Origin of the sequence: Chryseobacterium nakagawai, assembly GCF_900637665.1 — a bacterium.
Taxonomy (GTDB): Bacteria; Bacteroidota; Bacteroidia; order Flavobacteriales; family Weeksellaceae; genus Chryseobacterium; species Chryseobacterium nakagawai.
In genome coordinates this window covers 50,766-76,475 of sequence record NZ_LR134386.1, presented here as the reverse complement: position 1 = coordinate 76,475, position 25,710 = coordinate 50,766, and the positions used below count along the sequence as shown (strand labels likewise).

At 35.6% G+C, this 25,710-nt stretch carries 25 protein-coding genes; 4 read left to right on the top strand and 21 right to left on the bottom strand.

All coding sequences use genetic code 11. The annotated features are described in order from the left end of the window. Window positions 1–118: 118 nt before the first annotated feature. From murG to mraZ, 10 genes are all read right to left on the bottom strand, one after another. On the bottom strand, window positions 119–1,219 hold the full coding sequence (murG, locus tag EL260_RS00335; RefSeq protein ID WP_123858325.1) for an undecaprenyldiphospho-muramoylpentapeptide beta-N-acetylglucosaminyltransferase: 1,101 nt from the start codon (window positions 1,217–1,219) through the stop codon (window positions 119–121). A 58-nt stretch (window positions 1,220–1,277) separates the two neighbouring features. Continuing rightward, window positions 1,278–2,516 (bottom strand): FtsW/RodA/SpoVE family cell cycle protein, encoded by a 1,239-nt coding sequence (locus tag EL260_RS00330; protein WP_123858324.1) that lies wholly within the window; start codon window positions 2,514–2,516, stop codon window positions 1,278–1,280. Window positions 2,517–2,538: 22 nt separating this feature from the next. After that, complete coding sequence (murD, locus tag EL260_RS00325) at window positions 2,539–3,876, bottom strand: UDP-N-acetylmuramoyl-L-alanine--D-glutamate ligase (RefSeq protein ID WP_123858323.1); 1,338 nt, start codon at window positions 3,874–3,876, stop codon at window positions 2,539–2,541. Window positions 3,877–3,930: 54 nt separating this feature from the next. Then, window positions 3,931–5,172, bottom strand: coding sequence for a phospho-N-acetylmuramoyl-pentapeptide-transferase (gene mraY / locus EL260_RS00320; protein ID WP_123858322.1), 1,242 nt, complete (start codon window positions 5,170–5,172; stop codon window positions 3,931–3,933). Window positions 5,173–5,215: 43 nt separating this feature from the next. Next, window positions 5,216–5,593, bottom strand: coding sequence for a four helix bundle protein (locus tag EL260_RS00315; protein WP_123858321.1), 378 nt, complete (start codon window positions 5,591–5,593; stop codon window positions 5,216–5,218). A gap of 41 nt (window positions 5,594–5,634) precedes the next feature. Further along, complete coding sequence (locus EL260_RS00310) at window positions 5,635–7,095, bottom strand: UDP-N-acetylmuramoyl-L-alanyl-D-glutamate--2,6-diaminopimelate ligase (protein WP_123858320.1); 1,461 nt, start codon at window positions 7,093–7,095, stop codon at window positions 5,635–5,637. A gap of 59 nt (window positions 7,096–7,154) precedes the next feature. After that, a complete protein-coding gene (locus EL260_RS00305) occupies window positions 7,155–9,146 on the bottom strand; it encodes a penicillin-binding transpeptidase domain-containing protein (RefSeq protein WP_123858319.1) in 1,992 nt (663 codons plus the stop codon). After that, complete coding sequence (locus tag EL260_RS00300) at window positions 9,130–9,495, bottom strand: FtsL-like putative cell division protein (protein WP_123858318.1); 366 nt, start codon at window positions 9,493–9,495, stop codon at window positions 9,130–9,132. The genes EL260_RS00305 and EL260_RS00300 overlap by 17 nt, the downstream gene beginning before the upstream one ends. Before the next feature lie 83 nt (window positions 9,496–9,578). Further along, window positions 9,579–10,472 carry a 16S rRNA (cytosine(1402)-N(4))-methyltransferase RsmH gene (gene rsmH / locus EL260_RS00295; protein WP_123858317.1) on the bottom strand — a complete coding sequence of 298 codons (894 nt, stop codon included), beginning with the start codon at window positions 10,470–10,472 and terminating at the stop codon, window positions 9,579–9,581. A 47-nt stretch (window positions 10,473–10,519) separates the two neighbouring features. Continuing rightward, the gene (gene mraZ, locus EL260_RS00290) at window positions 10,520–10,978 is read right to left on the bottom strand and encodes a division/cell wall cluster transcriptional repressor MraZ (protein ID WP_123858316.1); all 459 of its coding nucleotides are present in this window, start codon (window positions 10,976–10,978) and stop codon (window positions 10,520–10,522) included. 272 nt (window positions 10,979–11,250) lie between these two features. On the opposite strand from mraZ, the gene EL260_RS00285 reads away from it, so the two are divergent. From EL260_RS00285 to EL260_RS00275, 3 genes are all read left to right on the top strand, one after another. Further along, window positions 11,251–12,012: an alpha/beta fold hydrolase gene (locus tag EL260_RS00285; protein WP_123858315.1), complete on the top strand. Its 762-nt coding sequence runs from the start codon at window positions 11,251–11,253 to the stop codon at window positions 12,010–12,012. 64 nt (window positions 12,013–12,076) lie between these two features. Further along, a complete protein-coding gene (gene yihA / locus EL260_RS00280) occupies window positions 12,077–12,700 on the top strand; it encodes a ribosome biogenesis GTP-binding protein YihA/YsxC (protein ID WP_123858314.1) in 624 nt (207 codons plus the stop codon). Further along, window positions 12,693–13,142: a GNAT family N-acetyltransferase gene (locus tag EL260_RS00275; protein WP_123858313.1), complete on the top strand. Its 450-nt coding sequence runs from the start codon at window positions 12,693–12,695 to the stop codon at window positions 13,140–13,142. Before yihA ends, EL260_RS00275 begins: the two co-directional genes overlap by 8 nt. Window positions 13,143–13,238: 96 nt before the next feature. Here the strand turns inward: EL260_RS00275 and EL260_RS00270 are convergent, their stop codons facing one another. The 6 genes from EL260_RS00270 to EL260_RS00245 all read right to left on the bottom strand — a co-directional run bounded on the left by EL260_RS00270 (window position 13,239) and on the right by EL260_RS00245 (window position 17,772). Then, window positions 13,239–13,556 (bottom strand): hypothetical protein, encoded by a 318-nt coding sequence (locus EL260_RS00270; RefSeq protein ID WP_123858312.1) that lies wholly within the window; start codon window positions 13,554–13,556, stop codon window positions 13,239–13,241. A gap of 79 nt (window positions 13,557–13,635) precedes the next feature. Further along, entirely contained in the window at window positions 13,636–14,703 is a 1,068-nt protein-coding gene (locus tag EL260_RS00265) for a type I restriction endonuclease (RefSeq protein WP_123858311.1), read from the bottom strand. Between the two features lie 10 nt (window positions 14,704–14,713). After that, window positions 14,714–15,046 (bottom strand): YegP family protein, encoded by a 333-nt coding sequence (locus tag EL260_RS00260; protein WP_123858310.1) that lies wholly within the window; start codon window positions 15,044–15,046, stop codon window positions 14,714–14,716. Window positions 15,047–15,168: 122 nt separating this feature from the next. Next, window positions 15,169–15,834 (bottom strand): response regulator, encoded by a 666-nt coding sequence (locus EL260_RS00255; RefSeq protein WP_123858309.1) that lies wholly within the window; start codon window positions 15,832–15,834, stop codon window positions 15,169–15,171. Window positions 15,835–15,846: 12 nt separating this feature from the next. Continuing rightward, window positions 15,847–17,499: a tetratricopeptide repeat-containing sensor histidine kinase gene (locus tag EL260_RS00250; protein ID WP_123858308.1), complete on the bottom strand. Its 1,653-nt coding sequence runs from the start codon at window positions 17,497–17,499 to the stop codon at window positions 15,847–15,849. A gap of 72 nt (window positions 17,500–17,571) precedes the next feature. Beyond that, window positions 17,572–17,772 carry a hypothetical protein gene (locus EL260_RS00245; RefSeq protein ID WP_123858307.1) on the bottom strand — a complete coding sequence of 67 codons (201 nt, stop codon included), beginning with the start codon at window positions 17,770–17,772 and terminating at the stop codon, window positions 17,572–17,574. 383 nt (window positions 17,773–18,155) lie between these two features. Here EL260_RS00245 and EL260_RS00240 point away from each other — a divergent pair, with 383 nt between their 5' ends. Next, on the top strand, window positions 18,156–18,971 hold the full coding sequence (locus EL260_RS00240; protein WP_123858306.1) for a hypothetical protein: 816 nt from the start codon (window positions 18,156–18,158) through the stop codon (window positions 18,969–18,971). Window positions 18,972–19,218: 247 nt separating this feature from the next. Here the strand turns inward: EL260_RS00240 and msrA are convergent, their stop codons facing one another. The 5 genes from msrA to EL260_RS00215 form a co-directional block, all read right to left on the bottom strand. Continuing rightward, window positions 19,219–19,773 (bottom strand): peptide-methionine (S)-S-oxide reductase MsrA, encoded by a 555-nt coding sequence (gene msrA, locus EL260_RS00235; protein WP_123858305.1) that lies wholly within the window; start codon window positions 19,771–19,773, stop codon window positions 19,219–19,221. Between the two features lie 270 nt (window positions 19,774–20,043). After that, on the bottom strand, window positions 20,044–21,012 hold the full coding sequence (locus EL260_RS00230) for an ROK family protein (protein ID WP_123858304.1): 969 nt from the start codon (window positions 21,010–21,012) through the stop codon (window positions 20,044–20,046). A gap of 79 nt (window positions 21,013–21,091) precedes the next feature. Beyond that, window positions 21,092–22,306, bottom strand: a complete 1,215-nt coding sequence (locus EL260_RS00225) for a PepSY-associated TM helix domain-containing protein (protein WP_123858303.1) — start codon at window positions 22,304–22,306, stop codon at window positions 21,092–21,094. A 50-nt stretch (window positions 22,307–22,356) separates the two neighbouring features. Then, window positions 22,357–24,471 carry a TonB-dependent receptor gene (locus tag EL260_RS00220; protein ID WP_123858302.1) on the bottom strand — a complete coding sequence of 705 codons (2,115 nt, stop codon included), beginning with the start codon at window positions 24,469–24,471 and terminating at the stop codon, window positions 22,357–22,359. Continuing rightward, window positions 24,471–25,673, bottom strand: a complete 1,203-nt coding sequence (locus EL260_RS00215; RefSeq protein ID WP_123858301.1) for a PepSY-associated TM helix domain-containing protein — start codon at window positions 25,671–25,673, stop codon at window positions 24,471–24,473. The genes EL260_RS00220 and EL260_RS00215 overlap by 1 nt, the downstream gene beginning before the upstream one ends. Between the last annotated feature and the right edge of the window lie 37 nt (window positions 25,674–25,710).

Genomic DNA, 25,710 nt, shown 5'->3' with positions numbered 1-25,710 from the left:
AAAAATTTTCATTTGTCATTGCATTGGCTACGCCAAATCTGTGATTTCCGGGGAACGAGAAATCTCAATAATTGAGATTCTTCACTTCACTACGTTTCGTATGACAAACCTTACATATTTATCTTATTATTTTAAATATCTCATCTACAATCTCTTTTGTAGCATCTGGCTTAGCAAAATACTCAAGATTGTCGGACATTTCTTTTCTTACGCTTTCATTTTCGCAGATTTCTGATAATGTATTCCAGAATTTTTCCTGCATTTCAGAGTCTTTTACCATTCTGGCTGCATTTTTTTCAACGAGATTCATGGCATTTTTGGTTTGATGGTCTTCCGCTGCGAAAGGGAAAGGAACCAACAATACCGGTTTTTGTGCTACAGCCAACTCTGAAATGGCAATGGCTCCGGCTCTTGAAACGATGATATCTGCCGCGGAATAGGCCAATTCCATGTCTTTGATAAATTCACGGATTTGGATATTGCTGGTGTCAATATCTTTTGTTTCTTCAATAATATCTTTATAATCAAGCTTTCCTGTCTGCCAAATCAGCTGATAATCTTTGTCAACAATTTGTTTTAAATGAGATTTCCATGCATTGTTTAATGTTCTGGAGCCTAAAGATCCACCTACCGATAAAATGGTAAGCTTATCTTTATTTAATCCCATTTTTTCTTTTGCCTGAGCCGTGCCCTGCATTCCTGAAATAATAACAGAACGGATCGGATTTCCAAGAAATTTTATCTTTTCTGCCGGAAAGCCTGCTACTTTAGGATAGGCTGTAAATATGGCTTTAGCTGCTTTGCTCAAAATCTTATTGGTGACTCCTGCATGAGCGTTCTGTTCCTGAATAAACACCGGAATGCCTAATTTGGTGGCTTCATATAAAGCGGGTCCACTTGCAAATCCTCCTGTTCCTATCGCAACATCCGGTTTAAATTCTTTGATGATCGCTTTTGATTTGTTTAAACTTTTTAGAATCTTGAAAGGGAGTCCTAAATTAGATAAAAGGTTTCCTCTGTCGATTCCGGCGATATCAATTCCTTCAATTTTGTAGCCTGCTTGTGGAACTTTTTCCATTTCCATTTTTCCGTTGGCTCCAATGAACAAAAATTCTGCATCAGGAAATCTTTTCTTGATCTCATCAGCGATGGCGAGGGCAGGGAAGATATGTCCTCCTGTTCCTCCGCCTGATAGTAATACTTTTAATTTTTTGTTCATTTTTATAATAGGACTTTGTCCAATTTTTGTTAAATCGTCCCTCCGGGACTTTTTTAGTTTATGCGATATCGTTTATTTCTGCTATACTTTGTTTTTTGCCCATTCCTTCTTCATCATAAATCTGAATTCTGGAGCTTATATTTAAGATAATTCCTAACTGTAAATAGGTTACCAGCATGGAGGTTCCTCCATAACTTATCAATGGTAATGGCTGTCCCGTTACCGGGATCAGATTAATGGCAACAGCAATATTTACTGATAGCTGTATAAAAATCATTACCCCGAGACTGAGCACCAGCAATGATCCAAAAAAGGCCGGCATTTTACTTGCTATCATCACAATCCGGATCATCATAATCAGATAGAGACTAATCAGGAAAGCTGCTCCAATTACTCCATATTCTTCTACAATAACTGCGAAGATAAAGTCGGAAGCAGATTGTGGCAGCATTTGTTTCAATGCACTTTTTCCAGGTCCCATTCCAGTAATTCCACCGTGTACGATAGCAGCTTTGGCCTGCATTACCTGATAATTCTTGGCTTTTACACTTTCATCATCTGTATCTGCCGATTTTGCTTTACTTGATGTAAATGTCTCAATACGGCTCATCCATGTATGAACACGGTTTCCGCCGATCATGTTGGTATTCAATGCAATCAAAAGGAAGAATACAATGGCTACAAATGAGGCTGAAATAAAGCCAGCAATGTATTTCCAATGAAGCTGTCCGACAATCAAAACAATTACTGAAACCATCAGAATCATTAAAGCGGTAGAACCGTTATCTTTCGCTACCAGTACAAAAACAAGAAGAATGGGTCCGAAAATATACATGATATTCTCTATTGGAAGCCTTTCTCTTGTGATCTTCTTGGTTAAGTATCTGCATAAATAGATAATCAACATCAGGAAGGCGAATGATGACGGCTGAAAGGAGATGGGTGTTCCCGGAATTTTTAACCATCTGGAAGCACTGGCTCCATCAATGGTTTGTCCGGTAAACATCGTAACAATCAACAAAACGATCATCAATCCCAGCAGGATACTGCTGAGCTTTCCGATGTATTCGTATTTTATAGTTCCTACAAGCCGCATAATGGCTAATCCCAAAACTACAAAGAACATATGTTTGATAACGTGACCTGTTGTGGTTCCGTTATTTACGATATATTCCAGGTTTGAACTTGCAGAGTAAACGGGGAAAATAGAAAAAATGGAGATCACAAGAATGACCATCCAAAGTACTTTATCGCCCTTTAGAAATTCAAATCTGGTTTCTGTATTCTGCTCGTCCATAATTAATGCTATTGGCTTCTGGCTAATGGCCATTGGCTTTTAATACCTGATCTTTAAACTGACGTCCTCTGTCTTCATAGCTTTTGAATAGATCAAAGCTTGCACAGCATGGGGAAAGTAGAACAGTATCTCCTTTTTTAGCTAGTGATTTTGAAATTTTCACAGCTTCTTCCATGCTTGATGTGTCATAGATGAACTCCTTTTTATCTTTGAAGAAATCTATAATTTTCTTATTATCAATCCCAAGACAAACGATGGCCTTTACTTTTCTTTTGACTAGATCTTCAATTTCGGTATAGTCATTTCCTTTATCTAATCCTCCCACAATCCATACGGTTGGGGTTTTCATACTTTCCAAAGCGTAGTAAGTTGCATTCACATTGGTTGCCTTACTGTCATTGATGTATTTTACACCGTCTGTTTCCGTTACGAATTCCAATCGGTGTTCTACAGCCTGGAAGGTCATTAATGAATGTCTTATACTTTCGTTGTTGATTTTCAGTATCTTACCTGCGATAGAGGCTGCTAAGCTATTAGCCACATTATGGTTTCCAAGTAGCGATAATTCTTCAACTTTCATTGAGAATTCATCCTTCATTTTTACCACAATCTGATCGTCGTTTACAAAACCTCCTTCGGGAAGTTGTTCCTTTGTGGAGAAAGGAATCATCTTCGCTTTTATTTCTAGCTTTTCAAGTAGATTTTTGCTCATTTCATCATCTTTGTTATAGATGAAGAAGTTATCATTTTCCTGATTTTCAGCTATTCTGAATTTCGCCAATGCATATTCTTCATAGTTGTAGTTGTACTGATCCAGGTGATCCTGAGACAGGTTCAACAACAAAGAAATGTAAGGTCTGAAGTTCTGAATATCATCCAACTGGAAAGAACTTACTTCCAGCACGTAATATTCATGATTTTCATCTGCAACCTGTTTTGCAAAGCTGTAGCCAATATTTCCTCCTAAACCTACATTTAATCCGTCATTTTTCAGGATATAATAGATTAGGGAAGTGGTGGTTGTTTTTCCGTTGCTTCCTGTAATGGCAATGATCTTAGCATCCGTAAACTCAGAAGCAAATTCAATTTCTGAGGAAAGTCTTATCCCCTTTTCATGAATTTTATGGATAATTTCTGCTTTTTTCGGGATTCCCGGGCTTTTTACGATCCAATCTGCATTTAAGATTCTCTCTTCATCGTGGTTTCCTTCTTCAAATTCAATTTCATTTTCAGTAAGAAACTGCTTATAGTTATCTTTAATGGCTCCTTTATCTGAAAGAAATACTTTCAGACCTTTTTTCTTAGCCAAATAAGCAGCCCCACATCCGCTTTCTCCTCCTCCTAAAACAACTATTTTCATATTATTTTGATTTAATGATTAAAAGACTCAGTCTTTTAATTTTTAAATTAAGGTTTATCTCATTTTTAAGGTGATCAGACAAACAATTGCCAATATTACTCCAATGATAATCATTCTGTTGACGATTTTACTCTCATGAAATCCGTCTTTCTGATAGTGGTGGTGCAATGGTGACATTTTGAATAGTCTATTGTTTTGAGCATATTCCAGCCCGTATTTTTTCTTTCTGTATTTGAAAACGATTACCTGAAGCATTACGGATAGGTTTTCTATCAAGAATATTCCACATAAAACAGGAATCAATAATTCTTTTCTTAAGATAATGGCTAAAACAGCAATTACTCCTCCTAGCATCAAACTTCCTGTATCTCCCATAAAAACCTGAGCAGGATAGGTATTGTACCAGAAAAATCCAATTACTGCTCCTACCATTGCGACTGCGAAAATGGTGGTTTCACCCATATTTGGAAGGAACATGATATTCAGATAGTCTGCAAAGATGATGTTCCCTGAAAGATAAGCGAAGAGGGCAAGGGTAAGCAGTATAATGGCACTGGTCCCTGCTGCGAGGCCGTCTATTCCATCAGTTATGTTGGCGCCATTCGAAACAGCTGTTACAATGAAAATTACGATAGGGATAAAGACAATCCATGCCCATTCGTGGGCATCTTTTTCATTCATCCAAAATAGGATACCGCTATAATCAAACTCATTGTTCTTTGCAAAAGGTACTGTAGAAACTGTGATTTTCTCTGTAGGCATGAAATTCTGCTCTACATTGTTTCTGTTTACTACTTTTGCATCAGCATATTTTCTCTTAACAGTAATGTCCGGGTGGAAATACATTGTAACTCCAACAATTAAGCCTAATCCTACCTGTCCTACAATCTTGAATTTGCCGCTTAGTCCATCTTTATTTTTCTTTATTTTCTTTAGATAATCATCCAGGAATCCGATGGCTCCCATCCAGAACATTGAAACCAACAGTAAGACAATATATACGTTGGTAATTCTTGTGAACAACAACACCGGAATAATGGTTGCCAAAATAATAATAAGCCCTCCCATGGTAGGAGTTCCTTCTTTTTGTTTCTGGCCATCCAATCCAAGGTCACGGACTAATTCACCCATTTGTTTTGTTCTTAGATAGTTGATTACTCTTTTTCCATAAACAAGAGCAATAACTAAAGAGAACAACACAGCCATTCCGGCACGAAAGGAGATGTATTTCAACAATCCTAAGCCCGGAACGTGAATTCCATGGTCGGTTAGATATTCGTATAGATAGTATAGCATGTTTCTGTTTTTTATTATTTAAAAATTTAATTTATTTAAAGATTTAAAGATTGGTTTTCTCAATATTTTCACTTAAATACTTAATAAAGTTTGATATGTTTGAAGAAATTTCTCTCGAAAGAGTAATGATTTCTTCTGCTTTATTTTTGTCACCTAATTTTAATCTTTTACTTACAATCAGCATACTCCTTACTTCAGCACAGCTGCCTTTTGCAATTTTTAAATATCTAATAAATTGTCTGTTATTGTTATATTCTGAGCCTTCTGCAATATTGTTGCTAATTGAAAAACTCGCTCTTTTTATCTGGTTATTAAATTCAAATTCTTTTTCAAAACTTTGACTTTGAAGAAATGAATAAACTTTTTCAATAAGATCTAAACTTTTGATATATACTGGGAAATTTTCAAAATTCTTTGTCATTATCAAATTATTAAATCTTTCAATGAATTCAATCTTTCAATTTACTTGGACATTAATTTCCAAAGCTCATTAATTACTTCTTTGTCATCAAAATGATGTTTCACACCATTTATCTCCTGATAATTTTCGTGACCTTTTCCGGCTACAAGAATAATATCTTTAGGTTCTGCGAACTTTATGGCCATTTTTATGGCTTCTTTTCTATCTGGAATTGAAGTGTATTTGCTGAAGTTCTGAGGTTCAACACCTGCTTCAATTTCCTTGATGATTTGTCCCGGATCTTCTGTTCTCGGGTTATCTGAAGTGATGATTGCCAAGGTTGATTTCTTGGTGGCAATATTCCCCATTTCAGATCTTTTAGAATGATCTCTGTCTCCTCCGCAGCCGAAAACGGTGATTAATCTTTCGTTTTTGGTTCTGATATCATTAATGCTGTCTAAAATGTTTTCTAAAGCATCCGGAGTATGTGCATAGTCTACGATAAAGAAAATTCCACCGTCTGATTTTAAAGTTTCAAATCTTCCGGAAACTCTTTTTAGCTTGCTGATAGCTTGTAGGATTTCGTCCTCTTCAAAACCAAGTTCTTTTGCAATTCCAAATACAAGCAATAGATTGTATACGTTGAATTTACCCGTCAGTGTTGTCCAGAATTCTTTTCCGTTGAAGTTTAGCAACATTCCGTTGAAATCCACTTCCAATAGTTTTCCGTGATAATCTGCCATTGTTTTCAAAGCATAAGACTTCTTTTTAGCCTTTGTGTTCTGAAGCATGACATTCCCATTTTTGTCATCTACATTGGTGATGGCAATGGCTGTATCTTCTAATTCATCAAAGAATCTTTTTTTTGTTTTTAAATATTCTTCAAATGTTTTGTGATAATCTAAATGATCATGGGTAATGTTTGTAAACCCGGCTATTTTAAAGTGTAGTCCCTCGATTCTGTTTTGAGCAATTCCGTGAGAACTTACTTCCATGAAAGCAAATTCACATCCTTTCTCAACTGCTTCAGCTAAAATTTTGTTGATGGTAATAACATCCGGAGTGGTATGAGTCGCTGGAATAATTTCTTCACCGATTCTGATTTCAACGGTTGATAATAAAGCAGAATCATATCCTAAATTTCTGAAAACATCAAAAAGCAGGGTGGAAACAGAGGTTTTCCCGTTTGTTCCTGTAACTCCTATCAGTTTCAGTTTTCTGGATGGATTTCCGTAGAAGTTCGAAGCAAGATGACCTAAAGCTTTAGCAGAATCTTTAACCTTAATATAGGTTACGTTTTCTGTCAGTGTTTCAGGAAATTCTTCACAAACAATCGTTGTTGCTCCTTTCTCAATAGAAGATGCAATGAATGAATGTCCATCCACCACTGTTCCCCTCATAGCAATGTAAAGAGAGTTTTCTGTAACCTTTCTGCTGTCGAACACCAGTTCGGATACTTCACGGTTGTTATCACCGTGGATTTCTATTACTGGGATTCTGTTTACTAATTCTGTTATTATCATTTTATATCAATAGGACTTTATCCTATTTGGGCTTAAGTCGTCCCTTTGGACTCTGTTTTTTAATTCTGTAGAGATAAATATATTCTCTGGTTCTTACTGATCGTTGTCCCTTCTAATGGGAATTGTTCTTTGATTCGGCCAACTCCTTTAAAATCGACACGGTATCCTAAGTTTTCCAATTGTGGGATGACATTTTTACCAATCAATCCTACTACATTGGGCATTTGCTTATCATTGACTGCTACTTTTACATTAGGTTCCACCATTTTGCTCAGGTTTACCTTTTTATCAACGAGCATTTCCTTTTCAATGTTTTGCGGTGTTTTCAGGAAGGTTTTTCCTGCTATTTCCTTAAACACCGGTGCTGCTACGGGGCCTCCATAAAACCCAATTGATGTATTGGGTTCGCTTACCATCACATAACATGTATATTTTGGAGCATCAGCCGGATAGAATCCTGCAAATGATGCACGGTATTTCATGGGTCCTGGAAGCCAATATTCAAATCTTGCGGTTCCTGTTTTTCCTGCCATTTTAAGGTTAGGAGTGAAGATGCTTCGTCCTGTTCCTTTTTCTACAGCCTTGGTTAATGCACTGGTCATCATTTTGATGGCCTTTTCAGATGCCATTTTGTTCACCATTACCTCAGGTTTTGCTTTGTACATCACCTTTCCGTCCTTCATGATCTTATCGATGAATAATGGCTTAAGCATTTTGCCTCCATTGGCTACTCCGTTGTAGAAGCTTGTAAGCTGTAACAGGTTAATGTTTGAAGAGTATCCATAAGAGATAGAAGCTAATGTGGCTGCATTCCATCTTTTATTTTCCGGAGTTACGATCTTTGGTTTTGTGATTCCTGGAAGTTCGATGTCCATTTTGTCAAATAATTTCCAACGTTTTAAGTGGTCCAGGAAAATCTGTGGTTTTTCAGCATAAAACTTTGTGATTAGTTTTGCTGTTCCCACGTTACTGGATTTGGCCAAAACATCACTGATGTCGTAAGTTCCACCACCATGGCCGTCAGAAATTCTTTGTTTTGCATATGTCCAAACCCCGTTTCCTACATTTACTGTTGTGTTTTCATCAATAAATCCATCATCCATTGCTGCTAGAAGTGAAATGGTTTTAAAGGTGGATCCCGGTTCGATGTTATCTTTTAACGCATAGTTATAAGAATCTTCATATTCTCCTGATTCTGTTCTTCTTAAGTTAACCAAGGCCCGTACCTTTCCGGTTTCCACTTCCATTACAATTACGGTTCCGTGTTTGGCTTCATAATGGATGAGCTGCTTCTCTAGTGCAGAGTGTGCAATGTCTTGAATTCTAAGGTCTAAGGTTGTATATACATCTTCTCCGTCAATGGGCTCCTGAACTTTCCAGAAGTCTATAGGCTTCCATTGGGAAGAGTTGATTCTTTGTTCTAATCTTTTTCCGTCTGTCCCGGTTAAATATTTTGAGAAAGCTCCTTCTAATCCGGATTTAAGTTCGCCGTTATCCATACCGATAGTTCCGGCTCCAATTTCTGAAGTAGCAAGTTCTCTTTTGTAATTTCTGTCTACAATGAAACCGCCTTTATTTTTACCCTTTTTAAAGATTGGGAAGTTTCGGATTCTATCATACTGGTCAAAATCAAGTCCTTTTACCAGAGTGTAATATTGGTTTTTCTTTTTCTTCTGTTCGTCAAATTTTTGTCTGAACTCTCCTCTGGATTTCCCAAACATTTTGCTTAGAGAATCGGTTAAAGCTCCAATGTTATTGCTGTAGATCGTATCTTTCATCGTTTTGAAATCAAGATAGATGTCATAGCGCATTACGGTTGTGGCTAAAATAGAACCATCAGAAGCAAATAAATTACCGCGGGCCGCCTTTAAAGTGGCTTCTCGATAGTTTTTGTTAATGTAATCATCTTTAATTTCCTGAACATTGGTATTCTGAAGGATAACAATCCTTGCCAAGAACATTACAAACACGCACAAAGCTACCACTGCAAAGAGGTAGCCCCATCGTAACGTTTTTTTACGTTTGTTGTCGTATTCATTTTGCTTTTGCATCTGTACTGTCCAGTTTTATTAGCAATTTATGAGGATGGTTTTCTAAGGTCATTAATGAGTCCCGTGCAACCTCTTTCCCCAGCTCTGATTCCATTTTTACCTTGATTAGCTTACTCTGGGCGTAAGCGTTTCTCGATTTATATTCTTCTGTTTCTTCCTTTAAGGCGTTTACAATTTTAATTTTCTTATTGACGAGATGGTTACTGTAAATCATAGCCATCATCAGGATAAACAACAAGAGAAAATACCTGTAATGTATTTTGATCTCATCACGATTCAGAAAGTTTCCTTTTATAATGTCTATAAAAGTGAGTCTTTTCTGTGGGCGATTTGTTGTTCTTTTTGCCAATTTAATTCAATCAATTTGCATTGTACTGGTTCACTTCGTTGTCAATTTTATTTTTCAATTCACTATTGACAGTTTATTCACCTTTAAACTTTTATTCCTGTTCTCATTTTAGCACTTCTTGCTCTTGAGTTTTCTTCAATCTCCTTATTGTCAGGAATGATTGCTTTGCTCTTCATCAATTCGAATGCCTTTTTATAATTTCCGTAGATATCTCTTTCCGGCTCTCCTTCAAACATTCCATTTTTTAGGAATCTTTTTACCAATCGGTCTTCTAAAGAGTGGTAAGAGATTACTACTAATCTTCCTTCCGGTTTTAAAATGTTGAAAGCCTGTACCAGCATTTCTTTCAATACTTCAAGTTCTTGGTTAACTTCTATTCTTACTGCCTGAAATAGCTGAGCATAGAACTTATTTACCTTATGAGGAGGAATGTAGCTGAAAAGCTTTTTCAAATCCTCTGTGGTATTTATACTTTTTGTTTTTCTATGATGAACAATTTCCCTTGCCAATTTTCTTGCTTCTCTTAATTCTCCATAGTAATAGAAAATATCTGCAAGTTCTTCCTCGCCATATTCATTAATCACTCTTTTAGCGTCAAGACCTTGCATAACATTCATTCGCATGTCTAAAGGAGCATTGCTTCTTGTAGAAAAACCTCTGTCTGCTTCATCAAACTGATGAGAAGAGACTCCCAAATCAGCCAAAACACCGTCAACCTGAGGAATACCATACATTAATAAAGAGTTTTCCAGAAATCTGAAATTCTGATTGACAAGTGTAAACCTGGGATCATCAATTGTATTTTTAAGCGCATCCAGATCCTGATCGAAGCTGAACAGTTTTCCTTTTTCAGAAAGTCTGGTCAAAATCTCTCTTGAGTGGCCACCACCTCCAAAGGTGCAGTCCACATAAATTCCGTCAGGATTCGTCACCAAATCATCTACACTCTGCTTCAACAAAACGGGGTTATGATACATGCTTAATTGTGTTTTTTATTAAATAAAATTTTTAATAACCTCTACAGTTATTCTTCGTCAAAAGAGCCCATCACATCTTCGGCAAGGCTCGCAAAATCAGTTTCATTGGTGGAGATTACCTGTTCGTAGGCTTCTTTATCCCAAATTTCGAAAAGTTCTCCTGCGCTGGTGATTACTACATCCTTCTGAAGATTTGAGAAAGTCATCAAGTCTTTGGAGATCTGTAGCCTTCCGGCATTATCCAATTCTACTGTTTTTACTCCTGCCGTAAACATTCGTATGAAATCAGCATTCTTTTTTATGAATCTGTTCAGTTTATTAATTTTGCCCATCAGTTTATCCCACGCATTCATTGGATAGACTTCCAGACAAGGTTGGAACACAGATCTTTTGACTACAAATGCCTTGTCTTCGAAGTTTTCCATCTGTTTGATTAAAGATGAAGGAACTTTTAAGCGGCCTTTGTCGTCAATTTTACACTCATATGTCCCAATGAAATTTTTCATTTGGGACAAATTTATATAATAATTTCCAAAATTTCCCACTTTTTCCCACTTTTTGACTCAATGTTAATAAGTTTTATTAAAGATTGAGTTCTAAGAATGTAATTGATTGATCTGTAGATGGTTGTTAAAACTGTTATTTAAGCCATAATAAAGGGGTTTTGAAAAAAAAAGTTAAAAAGAGGAATATTATATTATTTTTATCTTAAATTAGGATAATCAAAATATTTTTGAGGTTTAATTTGTATTTTTGCAAGGCTTTATTAAGGCATTATATGATATTTAGTACAAAAAAAGAAAAGAAATATTCCTATGTAGAGGCTGGGGAAGGACATCCATTAGTGCTGTTGCACGGGTTAATGGGTGGTTTGAGTAATTTCGATAAAATGGTAGATTTTTTTTCGGACAGAGGATTCAAAGTATATGTTCCTCAGTTGCCCATCTATGATTTGCCAGTACTCAATACGAATCTTACCACTATCGCGAAATATATCATCAAGTTTATAGAAAGTCATATTTCAGGACCTGTTACCATTGTTGGAAATTCAATGGGAGGACATGTAGGACTAATTTTGAGCTTGGCAAGACCTGATCTGGTAAAGAATCTGGTTCTGACCGGTAGTTCTGGCTTGTATGAAAGAACTTTCGGAGACAGTTTTCCAAGAAAGAATGACAGATCTTATATCAGAAAAAAAACAGAAGAGGTTTTTTATGACCCGAAGGTTGCTACTGAAGATCTTGTAGATGAAGTTTTTGCAGTGGTAAATGACAGAATGAAAGGAATAAAAACAGTAATGTTGGCAAGAAGTGCCATCAAGCACAATATGCTGAATGATCTTCCGAAGATTGTGACGCCAACATGTCTGATCTGGGGTAAACAGGACAATGTAACCCCGCCGGAAGTAGCTGAGGATATGCATAAGTTTATTCCTAATTCGGATTTATTCTGGATAGATCACTGTGGTCACGCCGCTATGATGGAAAAGCCTGATGAATTCAATGAAATCCTGTACAACTGGATAAAAGATAAAGTTTAAAAACATAATAAATAACCATTAAGAGCTTTTCTTAATGGTTTATTTTTCTAAAATATATTTCAAAATGGTTATTAAGACAGCAACATTTGTAAAAAGTAGTGGAAAATGGCAGGATTGTCCTGAACCGAATCTTCCTGAATATGCTTTTATTGGAAGATCTAATGTAGGAAAGTCTTCGCTGATCAACGCAATGATGAATCATAAGGATCTGGCTAAAACATCACAGACTCCTGGAAAAACACAGCTGATTAATCATTTTCTAATTAATGAAAACTGGTATCTTACAGATTTACCGGGATATGGATACGCAAAAGTTTCAAAGGTTTTACGAAAGGATTTTGAAAAGCTGATCACCAATTATATTCTGAACAGAAGAAATCTTGTGAACCTCTTTGTATTGGTAGATTCAAGGCACTCTCCTCAGAAGATTGACCTGGAATTTATCCAATGGTGTGGAGAAAGTGGTGTTCCATTTTCAATTGTGTTTACAAAAGCAGATAAGCTGAAACCTAATGTTGTCATTAAAAATGTTGAAGATTACAAAGCGGAGCTGCACAAAACATGGGAAGATCTTCCTGAATTATATGTTACTTCAGCTGAAAAGAAAGAAGGTGGAGATTTGATTTTAGACTTTATAGAAAAGACGAATGACTTTTTAACCCAAAATAGTGTAAGTTTCGATGAGTAATATTCTTTGGAAGATCAAGACTTTTGATGAATTTACGGTTCCTGAATTGTATGCTGTATTGAAGGCCCGCATTGATGTTTTCGTTATTGAGCAGAATTGTCCTTACCCTGATTTGGATAATTATGATCAGAAAGCTGTTCATATCTGGGCAGAAGAAAATGGAGATGTTCTCGCTTACTGTCGTATTTTTGATAAAGGGATAAAATATGATGAAACTTCTATTGGAAGGGTTCTTACAACGGAAAAAGGTAGAGGAAAAAGCTTAGGAAAACTATTGATCAAATATGCAGTTGAAACGATAGAAAATCGTTTTCATACTCCTGAAATCAGAATTTCAGCACAGGATTATCTGTTGAGATTTTATGGTGATTTTGGTTTTGAGGATACTGGAAAAAAGTATCTGGAAGATGATATCCCACATACGGAAATGATTAGAAAATAAATAAAGAAAGGTATCTCAGATGAGATACCTTTTTCAATGGTTATATGTTGAGTGTTTTTTTGATTATTTGAAAATCATGGTTATTAGCTTTGTATTTTAATTACAGCCAGCACAATAAGAACGGTTTACATACTTTTTACTGTTTCCGGAATAATAATAACAACCTCCTTTTTTACCAACATACAGCTGATTTCCGCTATAAGTACATCCTCTACTTTTTGAGCTTAAATAGGATCTAGTTGAAGAGTAGCTGGATCTAGGCGATTTACTTTTTCTGCTTGACTTTGTTTTTCCTTTTCTGGGATTTTTGGAAAGAAGCTCTTTTGCGGAAGTAATGTTGAGTGTGGAAGCAGAAAAGTTGACAGGTAATAATAATCCAAGACCTAGAAGCCCTGTGAAAAATAATTTTTTCATAGTATTTGTTTTTTGTTATATAGAAAGATTTTCATGGTTATTAAATGATTTCTATTGTAAATTATATTGAGAAAGGTGTTTAATAGTTTTCTAATGTTTTATGGAGTTCTTCTCTAAAATTATATATTTCATCAAGGTTACTGAGTAGTACTTTCTCGCCAGAATCTTTACCATTGTGGAATGTTTCAATATATTTATTCACTGTATTGAAGTGCAGCCTACAAAGGGGTTTTCTGTTATTATCATCCAATAAAATTCCAAAATAAGATAAAGTGTCTCTGTAAGCTATACGTGTTGAAGGAATTTTTTCTCTCATAATTGCTTTTACAATTTGAAAGCCTTCAAGTTCTTCCTCAGTAGTCACAATTCTTGAATCATTATTCTCATCAATTGGCTGTGGTGCTTTTATATCATCATCCTGCTTCTCAATTTGTTCGTTAATACTTAGAGCAGACTTAAGTCTGAAACTTATAGATTCATTGATGGAAGTTGTTAATGCTTTTTTAGTATACTCTTTAAAGGAAACCAGTCTGCTGGCAGTAATAGGTTTGTCAAAGAATCTGTTCACTAAAAGCTTTACGATTTCATCAGAAGGGGTTTCTATTTCTTTTTCAAATTCCTTTCTTATAGCTTTAATGTATTTTAGAGCTTCAGCAGAATCCAAAATACTTTCAAGATTATAATCTTTCTTGGTAAAACTTTCAAGGATTTTAATAGAACTGTCTTTTAAGTCTTCAATATTTATGGTGAAAAATGGCTTTTCATCCATGATATTAGGTTTTTCAAGATCTGTATAAAAATTATAAATAATACCATTGGTAAGAACCCCAAACCTTGTTTTGGAAACATGATAATATCTATGAAGCTGAGAGTTATGAGCATCAGCATTCTCTTTCCAATGCTTACATTCAATGATGAAGATAGGTTCGTCATTATTTTTAATCACATAGTCTACCTTTTCTCCTTTTTTTGTTCCAATATCACAAATGTGTTCTGGAATAACCTCTGTAGGATTAAAGATGTCGTATCCTAAAATTTGTATAAAAGGCATTACAAATGCATTTTTAGTAGCTTCTTCAGTAGCAATCTGGTCTTTTAATGTTATGACTTTTTGTTGTAGTTGTTCAAGTTTAATCTTCAGATCCATGGTATTATTTTTAAAGGGTTTCATCTATTATTTCTGCTTCAGGGGCATTGTTTTTTACTGAAGCTATTCCATTTCCCATTGCTGTTTTAGAGCTATATAACTGGCTTTTGCCAATGATTTCTCCATTTCGAGCCTTCAAAACAAAATAGTTTTTATCATTTACTGAAACTTTTCTTTCATATCTTGAGTCTTCTTGAGAATTGAGTTTTACAGATTCTATACCTTTAAGGCAAGATGCTTTTTGAACATAGCCTTCACTGGTTAGAATAATTTCCCCATTTGCGGCTTTCAGATTGAATTGATATTCTTTATTTACTCTTTTGTTGATTACAAATTTTCCCATGATTTTTTTTATTTATGGGTCAAAAATAGAACCCTTTAAAATCCAATCCTTACGGGAACCCGTAAAAACAAATAACCTTTCAAAATTTTGAAAGGTTATATAAAATTGAGATAATTTTTAGTCTAAATAATCCCTAAATCTTTACAGAAAGCAACAAGCTGTTCGTTATTGGTAATTTCAAGCTCTTCTTTCAGGCTATTCAGTTTCTTTTCGACACTGCTCAGGCTATTGGGCCGGATGTTATTATTTTGGAGATACACAGGAATATTTTTTTGAAGAACCCCTTGCGATAGGAGAGAAACAAGGGTGATGTCATATTCTGAAAACTCATAGCTGTTTAGTTTTTTCACTTCCTGTTTAAGGTCAAGTGAGAGATAATTGTTTCCTTCATATACTGATGCGATAGCTTTTTTTAAATCTTTGGCATCATTTCTGGCCTTACGGACAAAACCATTAATTCCATATTCTGTAAAAAGAGAATTGATAGTACCGGATTTGTGTTCAGAAGAAAAAACAATGATTTTCAAAGCAGGCTGTAGTTCTTTTATGGCTTTAATGAGTTCTTTGCCGTCCTTAATCTTTTGCTCATGATGGTCTTCTTCAAAGGAAAGATCAGTAATTAATAAGTCATAGAAGTCGGCTTCCCGAATTGATTTTTGAATTTTTGCTACTGCATCATCACAATAATAAACATAGTCTGCATTTGAAATATTGAGGTCTTCTAGTGTTCTCTGTACAGAAATACTGCTGCTTTCGTGGTCTTCGGCTATTAAAATTTTTTTGAACATTTCTTTTTCATTTTATGATGTGGGGAATGAAATATTGACTTTCAACCCTTTTTCTGTTGTATTGTCAAAAGTAATTGTCCCCTTTATTTTTTCAATACGGGAAACCGTATTTGATAATCCATTTCCATGAATTATTTCTCCTGGAATCCCAATTCCATTGTCTTTATACTGAATGTGTATTTGGTTATTATTTTTTTCAAATTTAAAAGCCACAAGATTAGCTTGGCTGTGTTTTTTCATATTGACCAACAGTTCGCGGATAACTTGAAAAACTTCATTTTGTACGGTTCCACTTACATCATTCCATATATTTTGACTGTTCCCGGTAAGAAAAGGTTTTATATGATCGTTTTTAAAGGAATCAATAAGGTTGAATATTCTTTCAGCAAATTCTACAGTATCTTTAGTCTCCGGCTTTTCATAGGATATGTCTCTGGATTTTTCATACACAAATTCCAGTTCATCAAGAGCCTTCTCTTTATCAAAATTTTCCTGATTTTCAATTTTGGTCATTACCTGATAAATCCCGTTGGCTACTACATCATGTACTTTTTTGGAGAGTCTGAGCTCGTTTTCTTTTATCTTTAATTCGTTTTCCTGTTGAACTCTTTTTTTTCTTCTTTTATACCATACAATACCACTAATAAGTAACAGAGATAAAGCTCCTAAGATAATATTCTGTTGTAGAAGTTGTACTTCTTTTTCTGCTTTCTGTAATTTTAATGACTGATTTTCTAAATTCTTTTTTTCTACATCATACCTTATGGTTGCAAATTGATTTTTTGCTTTGTTTCGAGAAATTTGAACGCTGTCATTTAGTTTCTGAAAATCTTCAAAATAGGCCAAATTATTGTTGGGTGTTAGACTAATTATTTTTTGTAATGCCTGAAGCTGATCTTCAATACTATTATTTTTTTTAGCCGCATTTAACATTTGCTCAGCAAAATAAAGGGCCTTTTTTTTATCTGAATGAAAATAAAAAATAGATAAAGTAGCATAACTCGAATTTTCTCCGATACTGTTGTTTGCTCTTTTTCTTATCTCAAGAGCTTTATAAAATTCTGGGAGGGGATTATAATTTTTATTATCAAAATTTTTAGCTCTTGCTAAATTATTAATAACCATAGCATATTTCAAACTGTCTGTTGTGGGCAATGCAAGCTGTATATTTTTGATGGCTTCTTTATAGTCTTTTAACGTTATTTGTGCTGTTCCAAGATTATTGAGGATCATATACCTGTACTCTTTGTCAGATGTATATTGAAGAGCTTTTTTATAATACGTGATACAATCTTCAAATTCATAAAGATAAGAGGAGCAGATGGCCATGCTGTTATAATTTGAAGCGAATGTTTGACGGCTTATGCTATCTTCTTTTTTTCCCAGATATCGATCAGCTTCAAGTGAGGTTTCGATACTTCCATAGTAATCTCCTTTATTTTCCTGAAGTATTGCCATATTTACTAGTGCTTTGGCAGCACCCACAGAATCTTTTGTAGTCAGATAAGCATTTTTTGCCAAGTTGAAATAATAGAATGAAGAACCTGTAGTATCGGTTTTGGCTTTTTCATAATAAGTCTTGGCTATTCCATTCTCCGCCTCAGTCTGTTTGTCGCTGCATGAGAATAGTAGAGTAGCAAGAGCTATGATAAGGAGTTTTTTCATGGATTACTTTGTGGTATACAAAGTAAAAAAAAAGAACAGATTACACAATCTGTTCTTTCGTATTTATTAAGACTACATCCCTGGAGGAGGAAGTTGGCCTGTATTGCCCCCTGTATTACCTCCGTTTCCATGTCCATTTCCGTCACCTGTTTCAGCTTCAGGGTCTTCTTTGACACTTAGCGTTATGATATTTGACTTTTGATTATCATTATTGTGTGATGTATTTGTATTGTTGGTAAATGCTAAAAGTAGCATCATTATAAACTGGATCATTTCCTTAAAAATTTTTTTCGTTTGAAATTGTTTTTCTTCCTCCTGAGATATTTTTATCTCAGGCAGTACACTGTTAAAATTTCGAAGCGCTTCTAAATTTTTTGGGAAGTGAACCTTCAAAAACGGAGGAGAAACATCTGCTTCCCAACCCGGAGTTTTCCTCCGTTTTATCTGGTGATTTTGAAATCAGTTTTGTAAATTTGTTTTTGTAATGTTTTGTATTTCACTGATTTTCTGAAGCAAAGATGCGACAAAGGGTGACGCATGTGTTAGTCACGTTTTGGACATTGATGGACACGAAATGGACAATGAAGGCTTTATGGGAATCCGTAATGTGGTATGATGGATAATCGCCTATTTTGTAAAGACTCAAAAAACTATATATGTCCAAGAAAAAACTACTAATCCATGAGGTGTTCAATAAAGCTCGGGAAGATTTTCCTGGGGAAAGCACAAAGAGCGGTTGGGCTTCCGAATTGTCTGATTATTTTGAGAAGAATATGAACTTCATGATTAATGAAAAGACATTTACAAGATATTATGATGCTTGTATACGTGATGATAAAGATATCAACATAAAGGATATGCTTATCCTAAGTAAGCTTAGCGAGTATGTTGGTTATAAGGATTTTATTGATTTCTCCAGAACGTTTGTTAAAAAAGATGAAGAGAGCAATAAGACTACTATAAAGATAAAGGTAGATGAAGATGAAGAGTCATTATCTGAAAAGCTGTCCAACATCATTATCAACATCACGAATGAGCAGCATTTTAAAATGCCGCAGTTTGTCAAACAAAATGGGTTGGGTATTGCTGGAGTTTTTTTGGTTATAAGTGTTCTGATTGGGAATAATTACACCTCAAAAAGTAAAAATAATAATGCTCCCTTAAGTTTTTTTGGAACATCTGCTGATGAGAAAAGTTGTATGTTTTGGGAAGGGAGTGAGTATAAACTGATAGATTGTGAAGATAAAAACCCTCAACGAAGTCTTATTCCTAAAGATACCGTTCAGCTAAAGTATTTTAAACGGATTACAAGAAAAGATACGCTTACTGTGGATAATGCCTTAGGTAGTACTTGGTACTCAAAGTTTAATGGGAATGTTGAGTTTTTTACTATGGATGGAATAGATCCGGCTACTGGACGTGAGCTGAGAGCTTCTACAGCATATATTATTGGGAAATATGCAGGGTATTAAACAATAAAAAAGCGGAATAGAGAATATTCCGCTTTTATATAGTCTTTATTTTTTTGGTGGAGGTGGAGTTTGTCCTGTTTCTCCTCCGGTATCCTCTATTGATCCACTTGATTCGGATGCTGAACTTTGTGATATTATTAATGAATTATTCGGTACTACTGCATGGGTTGTGCTATTAGGAAATGCAAAGCCAAATAGCATTAAAATAAATTGAATCATGTTTTATGGTTATAGTTGTTTTTAATTTCTATTCTGCATTCAGCATCCCCAACTCTCCAAAATATTTTTTAAACTTCTGGATTTTAGGTCCAACCACTGCACTACAATATGGTTGTGTAGGGTTTTCATTATAATACCCTTGATGATATTGTTCTGCAGGCCAGAATTTTTCAAATGGAGCCAGTTCAGTTACGTAAGTTCCAGACCATCTTCCTGATTCCTGAGATGCTTTGATGGCTTGTTCTGCTTTTTGTTTTTCAGTCTCATCTTTATAATAAATAACTGAACGGTATTGTGTTCCAATGTCATTTCCCTGTCTGTTAAGCTGAGTAGGATCGTGTAGGAAGAAGAAAACATCCATAAGTTGTTCATAAGAAATTATGGATGGATTATAAGTGATTTGTACTACCTCTGCATGACCTGTTTCTCCGGTACACACTTCCTGGTAGGTTGGGTTTTCTTTATGACCACCGGAATACCCTGATATAGCAGCTTCAACACCTTTTAATAAGTTGAAGCAACTTTCTACACACCAGAAGCATCCACCACCGAAAACGATGGTTTCTAAATTATTGTTATCCATTTTTTGATAATTATTATTGTTTAACGGCATTTTTTTTATCTTAAAGACCGCGGAAAATGCTAATCAAAAGTAAGAAAAACTTCATGGATTTTGATACGGATCTCATGAATTGTTTTCATAGATAATGCTAATGATAAAAGAGAATGGCTGGGCTGTACAGAATATTTATTTTTTTGCAACGAATGCATTAATAAACTTATTCGTGAATTCGTTGTAAAATAAAAAAGCGATCTCACATTGAGATCGCTTTAAATATTATAAGTGTATTAGTTATTTTTCCCAAACCAAAGCACTTGCTCCCAAAATAGCAGCATCGGCTTCATCCAGTTCACTGAATACTAATTTTACTTTATTTCTGAAGATCGGAAGAAGGTTTCTTTCCATATGAAGTTTAGCAGGTTTTAAGATAAAATCTCCGGCTTTGATCACTCCACCGAATAGCAAAATAGCTTGAGGTGAAGAGAACATCACAAAATTGGCTAACGCTTCCCCCAACTTTTGCCCAGTATATCTGAAAACTTCAATAGCAATCGGGTCTTCTTTCATCGCACATTCATATACGGTTTTAGAATTGATCTCGTCTTCAGGATATTGGTTCAGCATAGATTCCGGGAATTCGGCTCTCATTTTCTTAGCCGTGATGGTAATTCCTGTTGCTGAAGCATAAGCTTCCAGGCTTCCTTCAGATCCTGTACTCCAGTGCTTTCTTCCGCCCGGTTTTACAATAGTGTGTCCCAATTCTCCAGCAAAACCGTCATGGCCATAGATTAGATTTCCGTTGGCGATAATTCCGCTTCCTACTCCTGTTCCCAGGGTAATCATGATAAAATCCTTCATGCCGCGTGCTGCCCCGAAAAGCATTTCCCCCAAAGCTGCTGCATTGGCATCATTGGTTACTGTACATGGCAAATTGAATTTTGCGGTCATCAGTTCAGCAAAAGGAATTACTCCTTTCCATGGCAGATTGGGTGCTAATTCTATTGTTCCTTTATAATAGTTGGCATTGGGAGCCCCTACACCAATTCCGTCGAAGTGCTTTTCAGCACCATGTTTTTCCATTAAAGGGCGTACATGTTCATATAAAGCGTCGATAAAATCTTCTACTTTATCATAGGCATCGGTTTTAAGGTTTCCTTTATCCAGAACTTCTCCACGGTGGTTTACAATTCCGAATTTGGTATTGGTTCCGCCGATGTCAACTCCAAGGGCAACCTGTTTTGATAAATCTATTAATGACATTTCTATTATTAAATTCTAAGGGCTAAAATTATAAAAAAGATTGTATTAATAGCTTATTAACCTTATATTATTTAAAAGATTAAGCTTTTTTTACCGGTTTTTTCTTTCTTCGACCCCACCAGATCATAAAACCTGTTACAGGAAGAGAAGCACAGATAAGACTTACAATAAAAGCAATAATCTTTGTAGGAAGCCCTAAAATAGCCCCTACGTGGATATCGTAATTGGCGCCTACTACCTTTTCTCCAAAGTTTTTATCTTTTGGATCATGAGTATGCAGCAATTCTCCTGAGTTTTCGTCAAAAATAAGACTGCTGCTTTTGTGATATGAATAGGTAAGGTGTTTTACATAGACCTCAAAATTAGGGTGCTCATGATCATCCATATGCTCATGTCCAAGATCGATAGCAAAACCATAAGATTCAGGGTATTTTTCTTTAACTGTATTGATAATTTTATCCAGAGTATTTTCAGTTCTTAGTTCAATTGGAGCTTTTGTTTTGATATGCGAGAAATCAGGATATTGGGTTTCCCCTCCGGAAAATATCACATAAATCATCGCCTGAACTACAAAGAATGCGTAAAACAAACCGGTAATCGAAAAGATAAGGGCAAAGATTGAAGCATAAAAGCCCAATACGTTATGAAGATCGTAGTTCTTTCTTTTCCAGCTTTTAATATTCTTCCATTTAAAAGAAAAACGTTGTTTTCTTGCTGCTTTATTTTTAGGCCACCATAAAACGATTCCTGTAATGAGCATAATGATAAAGATAATCACAGGTATTCCCACTACATAAGTTCCCCAATCCTGCTTCAGAAGGTAGCTCCAGTGGATCATTTTGACAATATTGAAGAATCCGTTCTTTTCATCATACACTCTCAGTACTTTTCCCGTGTAAGGGTTTACATAAGCTTGCTTATAGATCGGAAATTCATCAAAATAATTCCAGGCATCCGTATTATGCTCATACCAGAAGAACATATAGGACATTTTCTTATCCATAGGAATATTGACCCAATGGATTGGGTATTTTTCTTTTACCTGCTCGGCAACAGCCTTTTCCATAACACGGATGGGAAGAATCTGTTTTTGATCAATATTCTGTTCATTGTGGTAGATCACATCCTTTCGGGTGTAGTTTTCCACCTCATCCTTAAACACATATAATGCTCCGGTAATAGAGATAATAAAGATTAAAAATCCAATGACGAGCCCAAACCATAAATGGAGCTTAGCAGACCATTTCTTAAAAAATCCAGGTTGTTTCTTCTTATGGTGATGATTTTTCTTCATATAATCGTTAAAGTTCTGCAAAGATAAACTTTACTTTTTATTTAGATTAATTAAAATTTATATTCAATAATGAAAGTTCCTCTCATCCCCAGTGCATTAACGAATTCACTGTCTCTTGCTGTCCACCACGCGATAGCAGGTTGGTATTTTTTATTGAATATGTTCTCGATACCTAAAGATAGCTTCCAGTTGCGGTTGACTTCATAGCTTGACTTGAAATTGAAAACCGTATATTCCGGGACATACCCTTCACCATAAGAATATAATCCGGTTTTGATATTTGGAGTAAATCTGTTTTGAGTAAATGAATGAAGCATATCCAACCCTACAGATAATGCAGGAACAGGTTTTGCCTGAATGTAGGCAAGCACCTTAGGTGCTGAGATTCTACTGTTGTTGATCTTGGTAGAATAATCTCCGTCATCTTTTACAGAGGTAATTCCTTCCATCCAGCTGTAGCTTCCACCAAACTGGATCCATTTTGTTGGGGTAAAGTGTAAAAATCCTTCCACTCCATATACTATTTCCGGTGACCTCTGGATCATCAGAGCTCTGTCAGGACTCTGTACGAATGAGGCTCCCAGTTTTGAAGTACTTACATAAGAAGTCAGCTCATAATTAAGCCAGCTGGAAAGCTGTCCTGTGGCTCCCAGTTCGTAATTGTTGACAATAATGGGTTTTGTTTCAAGACTTTTAATGGTTTCTGACGTTGAGGTTCTTAAGATTCTTCCCAATTCATTGATAGAGTAGGCCTGTGAAAAACTTGCAAAAAGATTGATATAAGGTTCAATATTGTAACGGATTCCAATATTTCCTACTAAAGCATTATAGTTAAGTTTTCCTCCTTCTACAGGAATGCTTTTGGTAAATGTTCCGTCACTTTTAATTACAGAGAGGGTATTAAAATCATCTACATTCACTTTGATGTTTTCATAACGAAGTCCCGCCTTGATGGTCAATTTTTTAAACAGGTCAACTTTTGCCAATAAGAAAGGGGCGATATTGGTCATGCTCATATTGGGAGTCCAGAATCTGCCATCTTCCAATTTTTGTACGGTTTGATCGTTCAGAATATCCACTCCATAGATGATTTCTCCCTGAGAGTTCGCAGAATTCCAAAGCTGGGTATCAAAATTGAATCGGGCACCTGCTTTTTTAGAAAGAACATTAGACTGACCCCCATTGAAAAAAGTATCACTGTATCCGTAAACGGTTTTAAAATCCTGATAATAAAGATTTACGTTTAACGCAGTTCCTGCAAACAGGTTCTTATTATCATAACTTACCCTGATATTGTGGTTTTTTGGCGTTCCCTGAGGAGTTGTTTCCAATCCTTTTCCCAATCCTTCACCAATCGTAGGCTTCGTACCATACTTTCCTGTACTTAGACCCAGATTAAGATCTGATCTTGAGGAATAGCCAATATAAGATGCTTCAATTCTTTGATTATCATTAATGTTATAGCCCAGTTTCAACAAACCATTGTAATTGTCCATTTTCGCAGTACTGTAAGTAGGGCTTAGGAAAACGCCGTCAGCGTCTTTCATATACCCTGTTCTTTCATATGCTAATGAAAGGGTGTAATCAAATCTGTTCATCTTACCGGATAAAAGCTGGCTGGCTCTTACTCCTAATGTTCCTCCGTAAGGCTGTCCGGTAAAACCAATCTGTGATATTCCGGAAATCTTTTGATCTGTTTTATTTCTTTTTGTGATATAATTGATAATCCCTCCGTCAGCACCATTTCCGTAGATTGATGATGCTCCTTTAATAACTTCAACTCTTTCAATGGCTGAAGGATCTATGGATCTCAGATCTCTTGCACCGTTTCGTAATGGAGTAGACTGTGGAATTCCGTCAATTAATACTAATACCTGGCGACCTCTTAAGGTCTGTCCGGTGTTGGAAGTCTGTCCGGAATTGGTCCCTAAACTGGGAACGGTATATTGTAGGATGCTTGTAATATCAGAATTAACTGTTAATTGAGACTGAATCTGCTTTTCTCCAACTATTGTAATTGAGCTAGGAACCTCTTTGATGTTCTCCTTTTTTCTGGAAGCCGTCATCACAACCTCATCCACATTTTGGGTTTTTAAAGAATCTTTTACCTGTCCAAAAACGATTGTAGTTCCCAGACTGGCAGCTGATAAAATTGCTTTTTTCATTATATTTTCTTTCCTTGTTTCTTTCTTTTTCCCCACCAGACCAAAAATCCGGTTACAGGGAGTGAGGTGCAGATAAGTCCTGCGATAAACCAGATGATTTTTCCAAACAGTCCGAAATAAGATCCGGTGTGGACATCATAATTGGCATTCGCATATTTTTCTGCGGCTTTGAGTTTGTGATGAGGCTTATTGGCTAGTAGTTTTCCTGAGTATTTATCGAAAGTAAGCAGGTTTCTTTCACTGAATCTTCCATCCTGACCATACACAGTAACCGGAAGATTTTTGAGCTCCTTTCCTTTTTTATTTTTTCCATTTAAAGTAATTCTGAAACTGGATGATCCTGCATATAGTTTTTCTGTCTGGAAGGCTGCAATATCAAAAACTTCATTATTCTTTACCATCAGTGAATCCGGAGATTTGATTTCCTTTTCTTTTGGCTGCTCCCAATAACCGGATAGGGTAAGATTAAAAGTGTTTTTTACATAAGGATAGGCAAAGTAAATTCCTGTTACACTCATTATTAAGGCAATAAATGAGGCATAGAATCCTAATACATTATGAAGATCATAATTTTTGCGTTTCCAGTTTTTTACATTTTCCCAGTTGAACCAGAACCTTCCTTTTCTTGCATTTTTATTTTTTGGCCACCATAGAATAATTCCGGTTATCAGCATGATAATAAATAGTACTGTTGGAATTCCCGTTACATAAGGGCCCCATTCTGAATTCAGTAAAAGTCCCCAATGGATATACTTCAGAATATTAAATACATCATACTTTTCATTGTAAACAGCAAGAATTTCTCCGGTATACTGATTGACATACACCTGCTTATTGATAAGAACCTGTTGAAAATAGTTCCATCCTTTCTTACTCTTATCATAGTATAAAAAGCGATAGGATTTACTTTTATCCAAAGGGATTTCAACTGAGCTCACAGGATATTTCTCGTTAAGCTCCAGACTTACTTTTTCACGAAGAATTTCGATGGATAAGGGTTTTTTATTGATTTCATTCTGTTTTACATAGATGGCTTCTTTACGAAGGCTATTTTGTACTTCATCTTTAAAAACGTACAAAGTCCCTGTAAGAGAGACTATGAATACAATGATACCAACTGACAAACCAAACCACAAATGCAGTTTGGCAGACCATTTCTTCGTTGGAGAAATTTTCTTTTTATGGTGTTGCTTTTTTCTCATAGTAAAAAGTTAACCCCATTTGGGGCTAACCTTTATT

Coding starts and splice junctions, on each gene's coding strand:
- murG (WP_123858325.1), bottom strand. CDS start 1,219: ATGAACAAAAAATTAAAAGTATTACTATCAGGCGGAGGAACAGGAGGA.
- EL260_RS00330 (WP_123858324.1), bottom strand. CDS start 2,516: ATGGACGAGCAGAATACAGAAACCAGATTTGAATTTCTAAAGGGCGAT.
- murD (WP_123858323.1), bottom strand. CDS start 3,876: ATGAAAATAGTTGTTTTAGGAGGAGGAGAAAGCGGATGTGGGGCTGCT.
- mraY (WP_123858322.1), bottom strand. CDS start 5,172: ATGCTATACTATCTATACGAATATCTAACCGACCATGGAATTCACGTT.
- EL260_RS00315 (WP_123858321.1), bottom strand. CDS start 5,593: ATGACAAAGAATTTTGAAAATTTCCCAGTATATATCAAAAGTTTAGAT.
- EL260_RS00310 (WP_123858320.1), bottom strand. CDS start 7,095: ATGATAATAACAGAATTAGTAAACAGAATCCCAGTAATAGAAATCCAC.
- EL260_RS00305 (WP_123858319.1), bottom strand. CDS start 9,146: ATGCAAAAGCAAAATGAATACGACAACAAACGTAAAAAAACGTTACGA.
- rsmH (WP_123858317.1), bottom strand. CDS start 10,472: ATGTATCATAACCCCGTTTTGTTGAAGCAGAGTGTAGATGATTTGGTG.
- mraZ (WP_123858316.1), bottom strand. CDS start 10,978: ATGAAAAATTTCATTGGGACATATGAGTGTAAAATTGACGACAAAGGC.
- EL260_RS00285 (WP_123858315.1), top strand. CDS start 11,251: ATGATATTTAGTACAAAAAAAGAAAAGAAATATTCCTATGTAGAGGCT.
- yihA (WP_123858314.1), top strand. CDS start 12,077: ATGGTTATTAAGACAGCAACATTTGTAAAAAGTAGTGGAAAATGGCAG.
- EL260_RS00275 (WP_123858313.1), top strand. CDS start 12,693: ATGAGTAATATTCTTTGGAAGATCAAGACTTTTGATGAATTTACGGTT.
- EL260_RS00270 (WP_123858312.1), bottom strand. CDS start 13,556: ATGAAAAAATTATTTTTCACAGGGCTTCTAGGTCTTGGATTATTATTA.
- EL260_RS00265 (WP_123858311.1), bottom strand. CDS start 14,703: ATGGATCTGAAGATTAAACTTGAACAACTACAACAAAAAGTCATAACA.
- EL260_RS00260 (WP_123858310.1), bottom strand. CDS start 15,046: ATGGGAAAATTTGTAATCAACAAAAGAGTAAATAAAGAATATCAATTC.
- EL260_RS00255 (WP_123858309.1), bottom strand. CDS start 15,834: ATGTTCAAAAAAATTTTAATAGCCGAAGACCACGAAAGCAGCAGTATT.
- EL260_RS00250 (WP_123858308.1), bottom strand. CDS start 17,499: ATGAAAAAACTCCTTATCATAGCTCTTGCTACTCTACTATTCTCATGC.
- EL260_RS00245 (WP_123858307.1), bottom strand. CDS start 17,772: ATGATCCAGTTTATAATGATGCTACTTTTAGCATTTACCAACAATACA.
- EL260_RS00240 (WP_123858306.1), top strand. CDS start 18,156: ATGTCCAAGAAAAAACTACTAATCCATGAGGTGTTCAATAAAGCTCGG.
- msrA (WP_123858305.1), bottom strand. CDS start 19,773: ATGGATAACAATAATTTAGAAACCATCGTTTTCGGTGGTGGATGCTTC.
- EL260_RS00230 (WP_123858304.1), bottom strand. CDS start 21,012: ATGTCATTAATAGATTTATCAAAACAGGTTGCCCTTGGAGTTGACATC.
- EL260_RS00225 (WP_123858303.1), bottom strand. CDS start 22,306: ATGAAGAAAAATCATCACCATAAGAAGAAACAACCTGGATTTTTTAAG.
- EL260_RS00220 (WP_123858302.1), bottom strand. CDS start 24,471: ATGAAAAAAGCAATTTTATCAGCTGCCAGTCTGGGAACTACAATCGTT.
- EL260_RS00215 (WP_123858301.1), bottom strand. CDS start 25,673: ATGAGAAAAAAGCAACACCATAAAAAGAAAATTTCTCCAACGAAGAAA.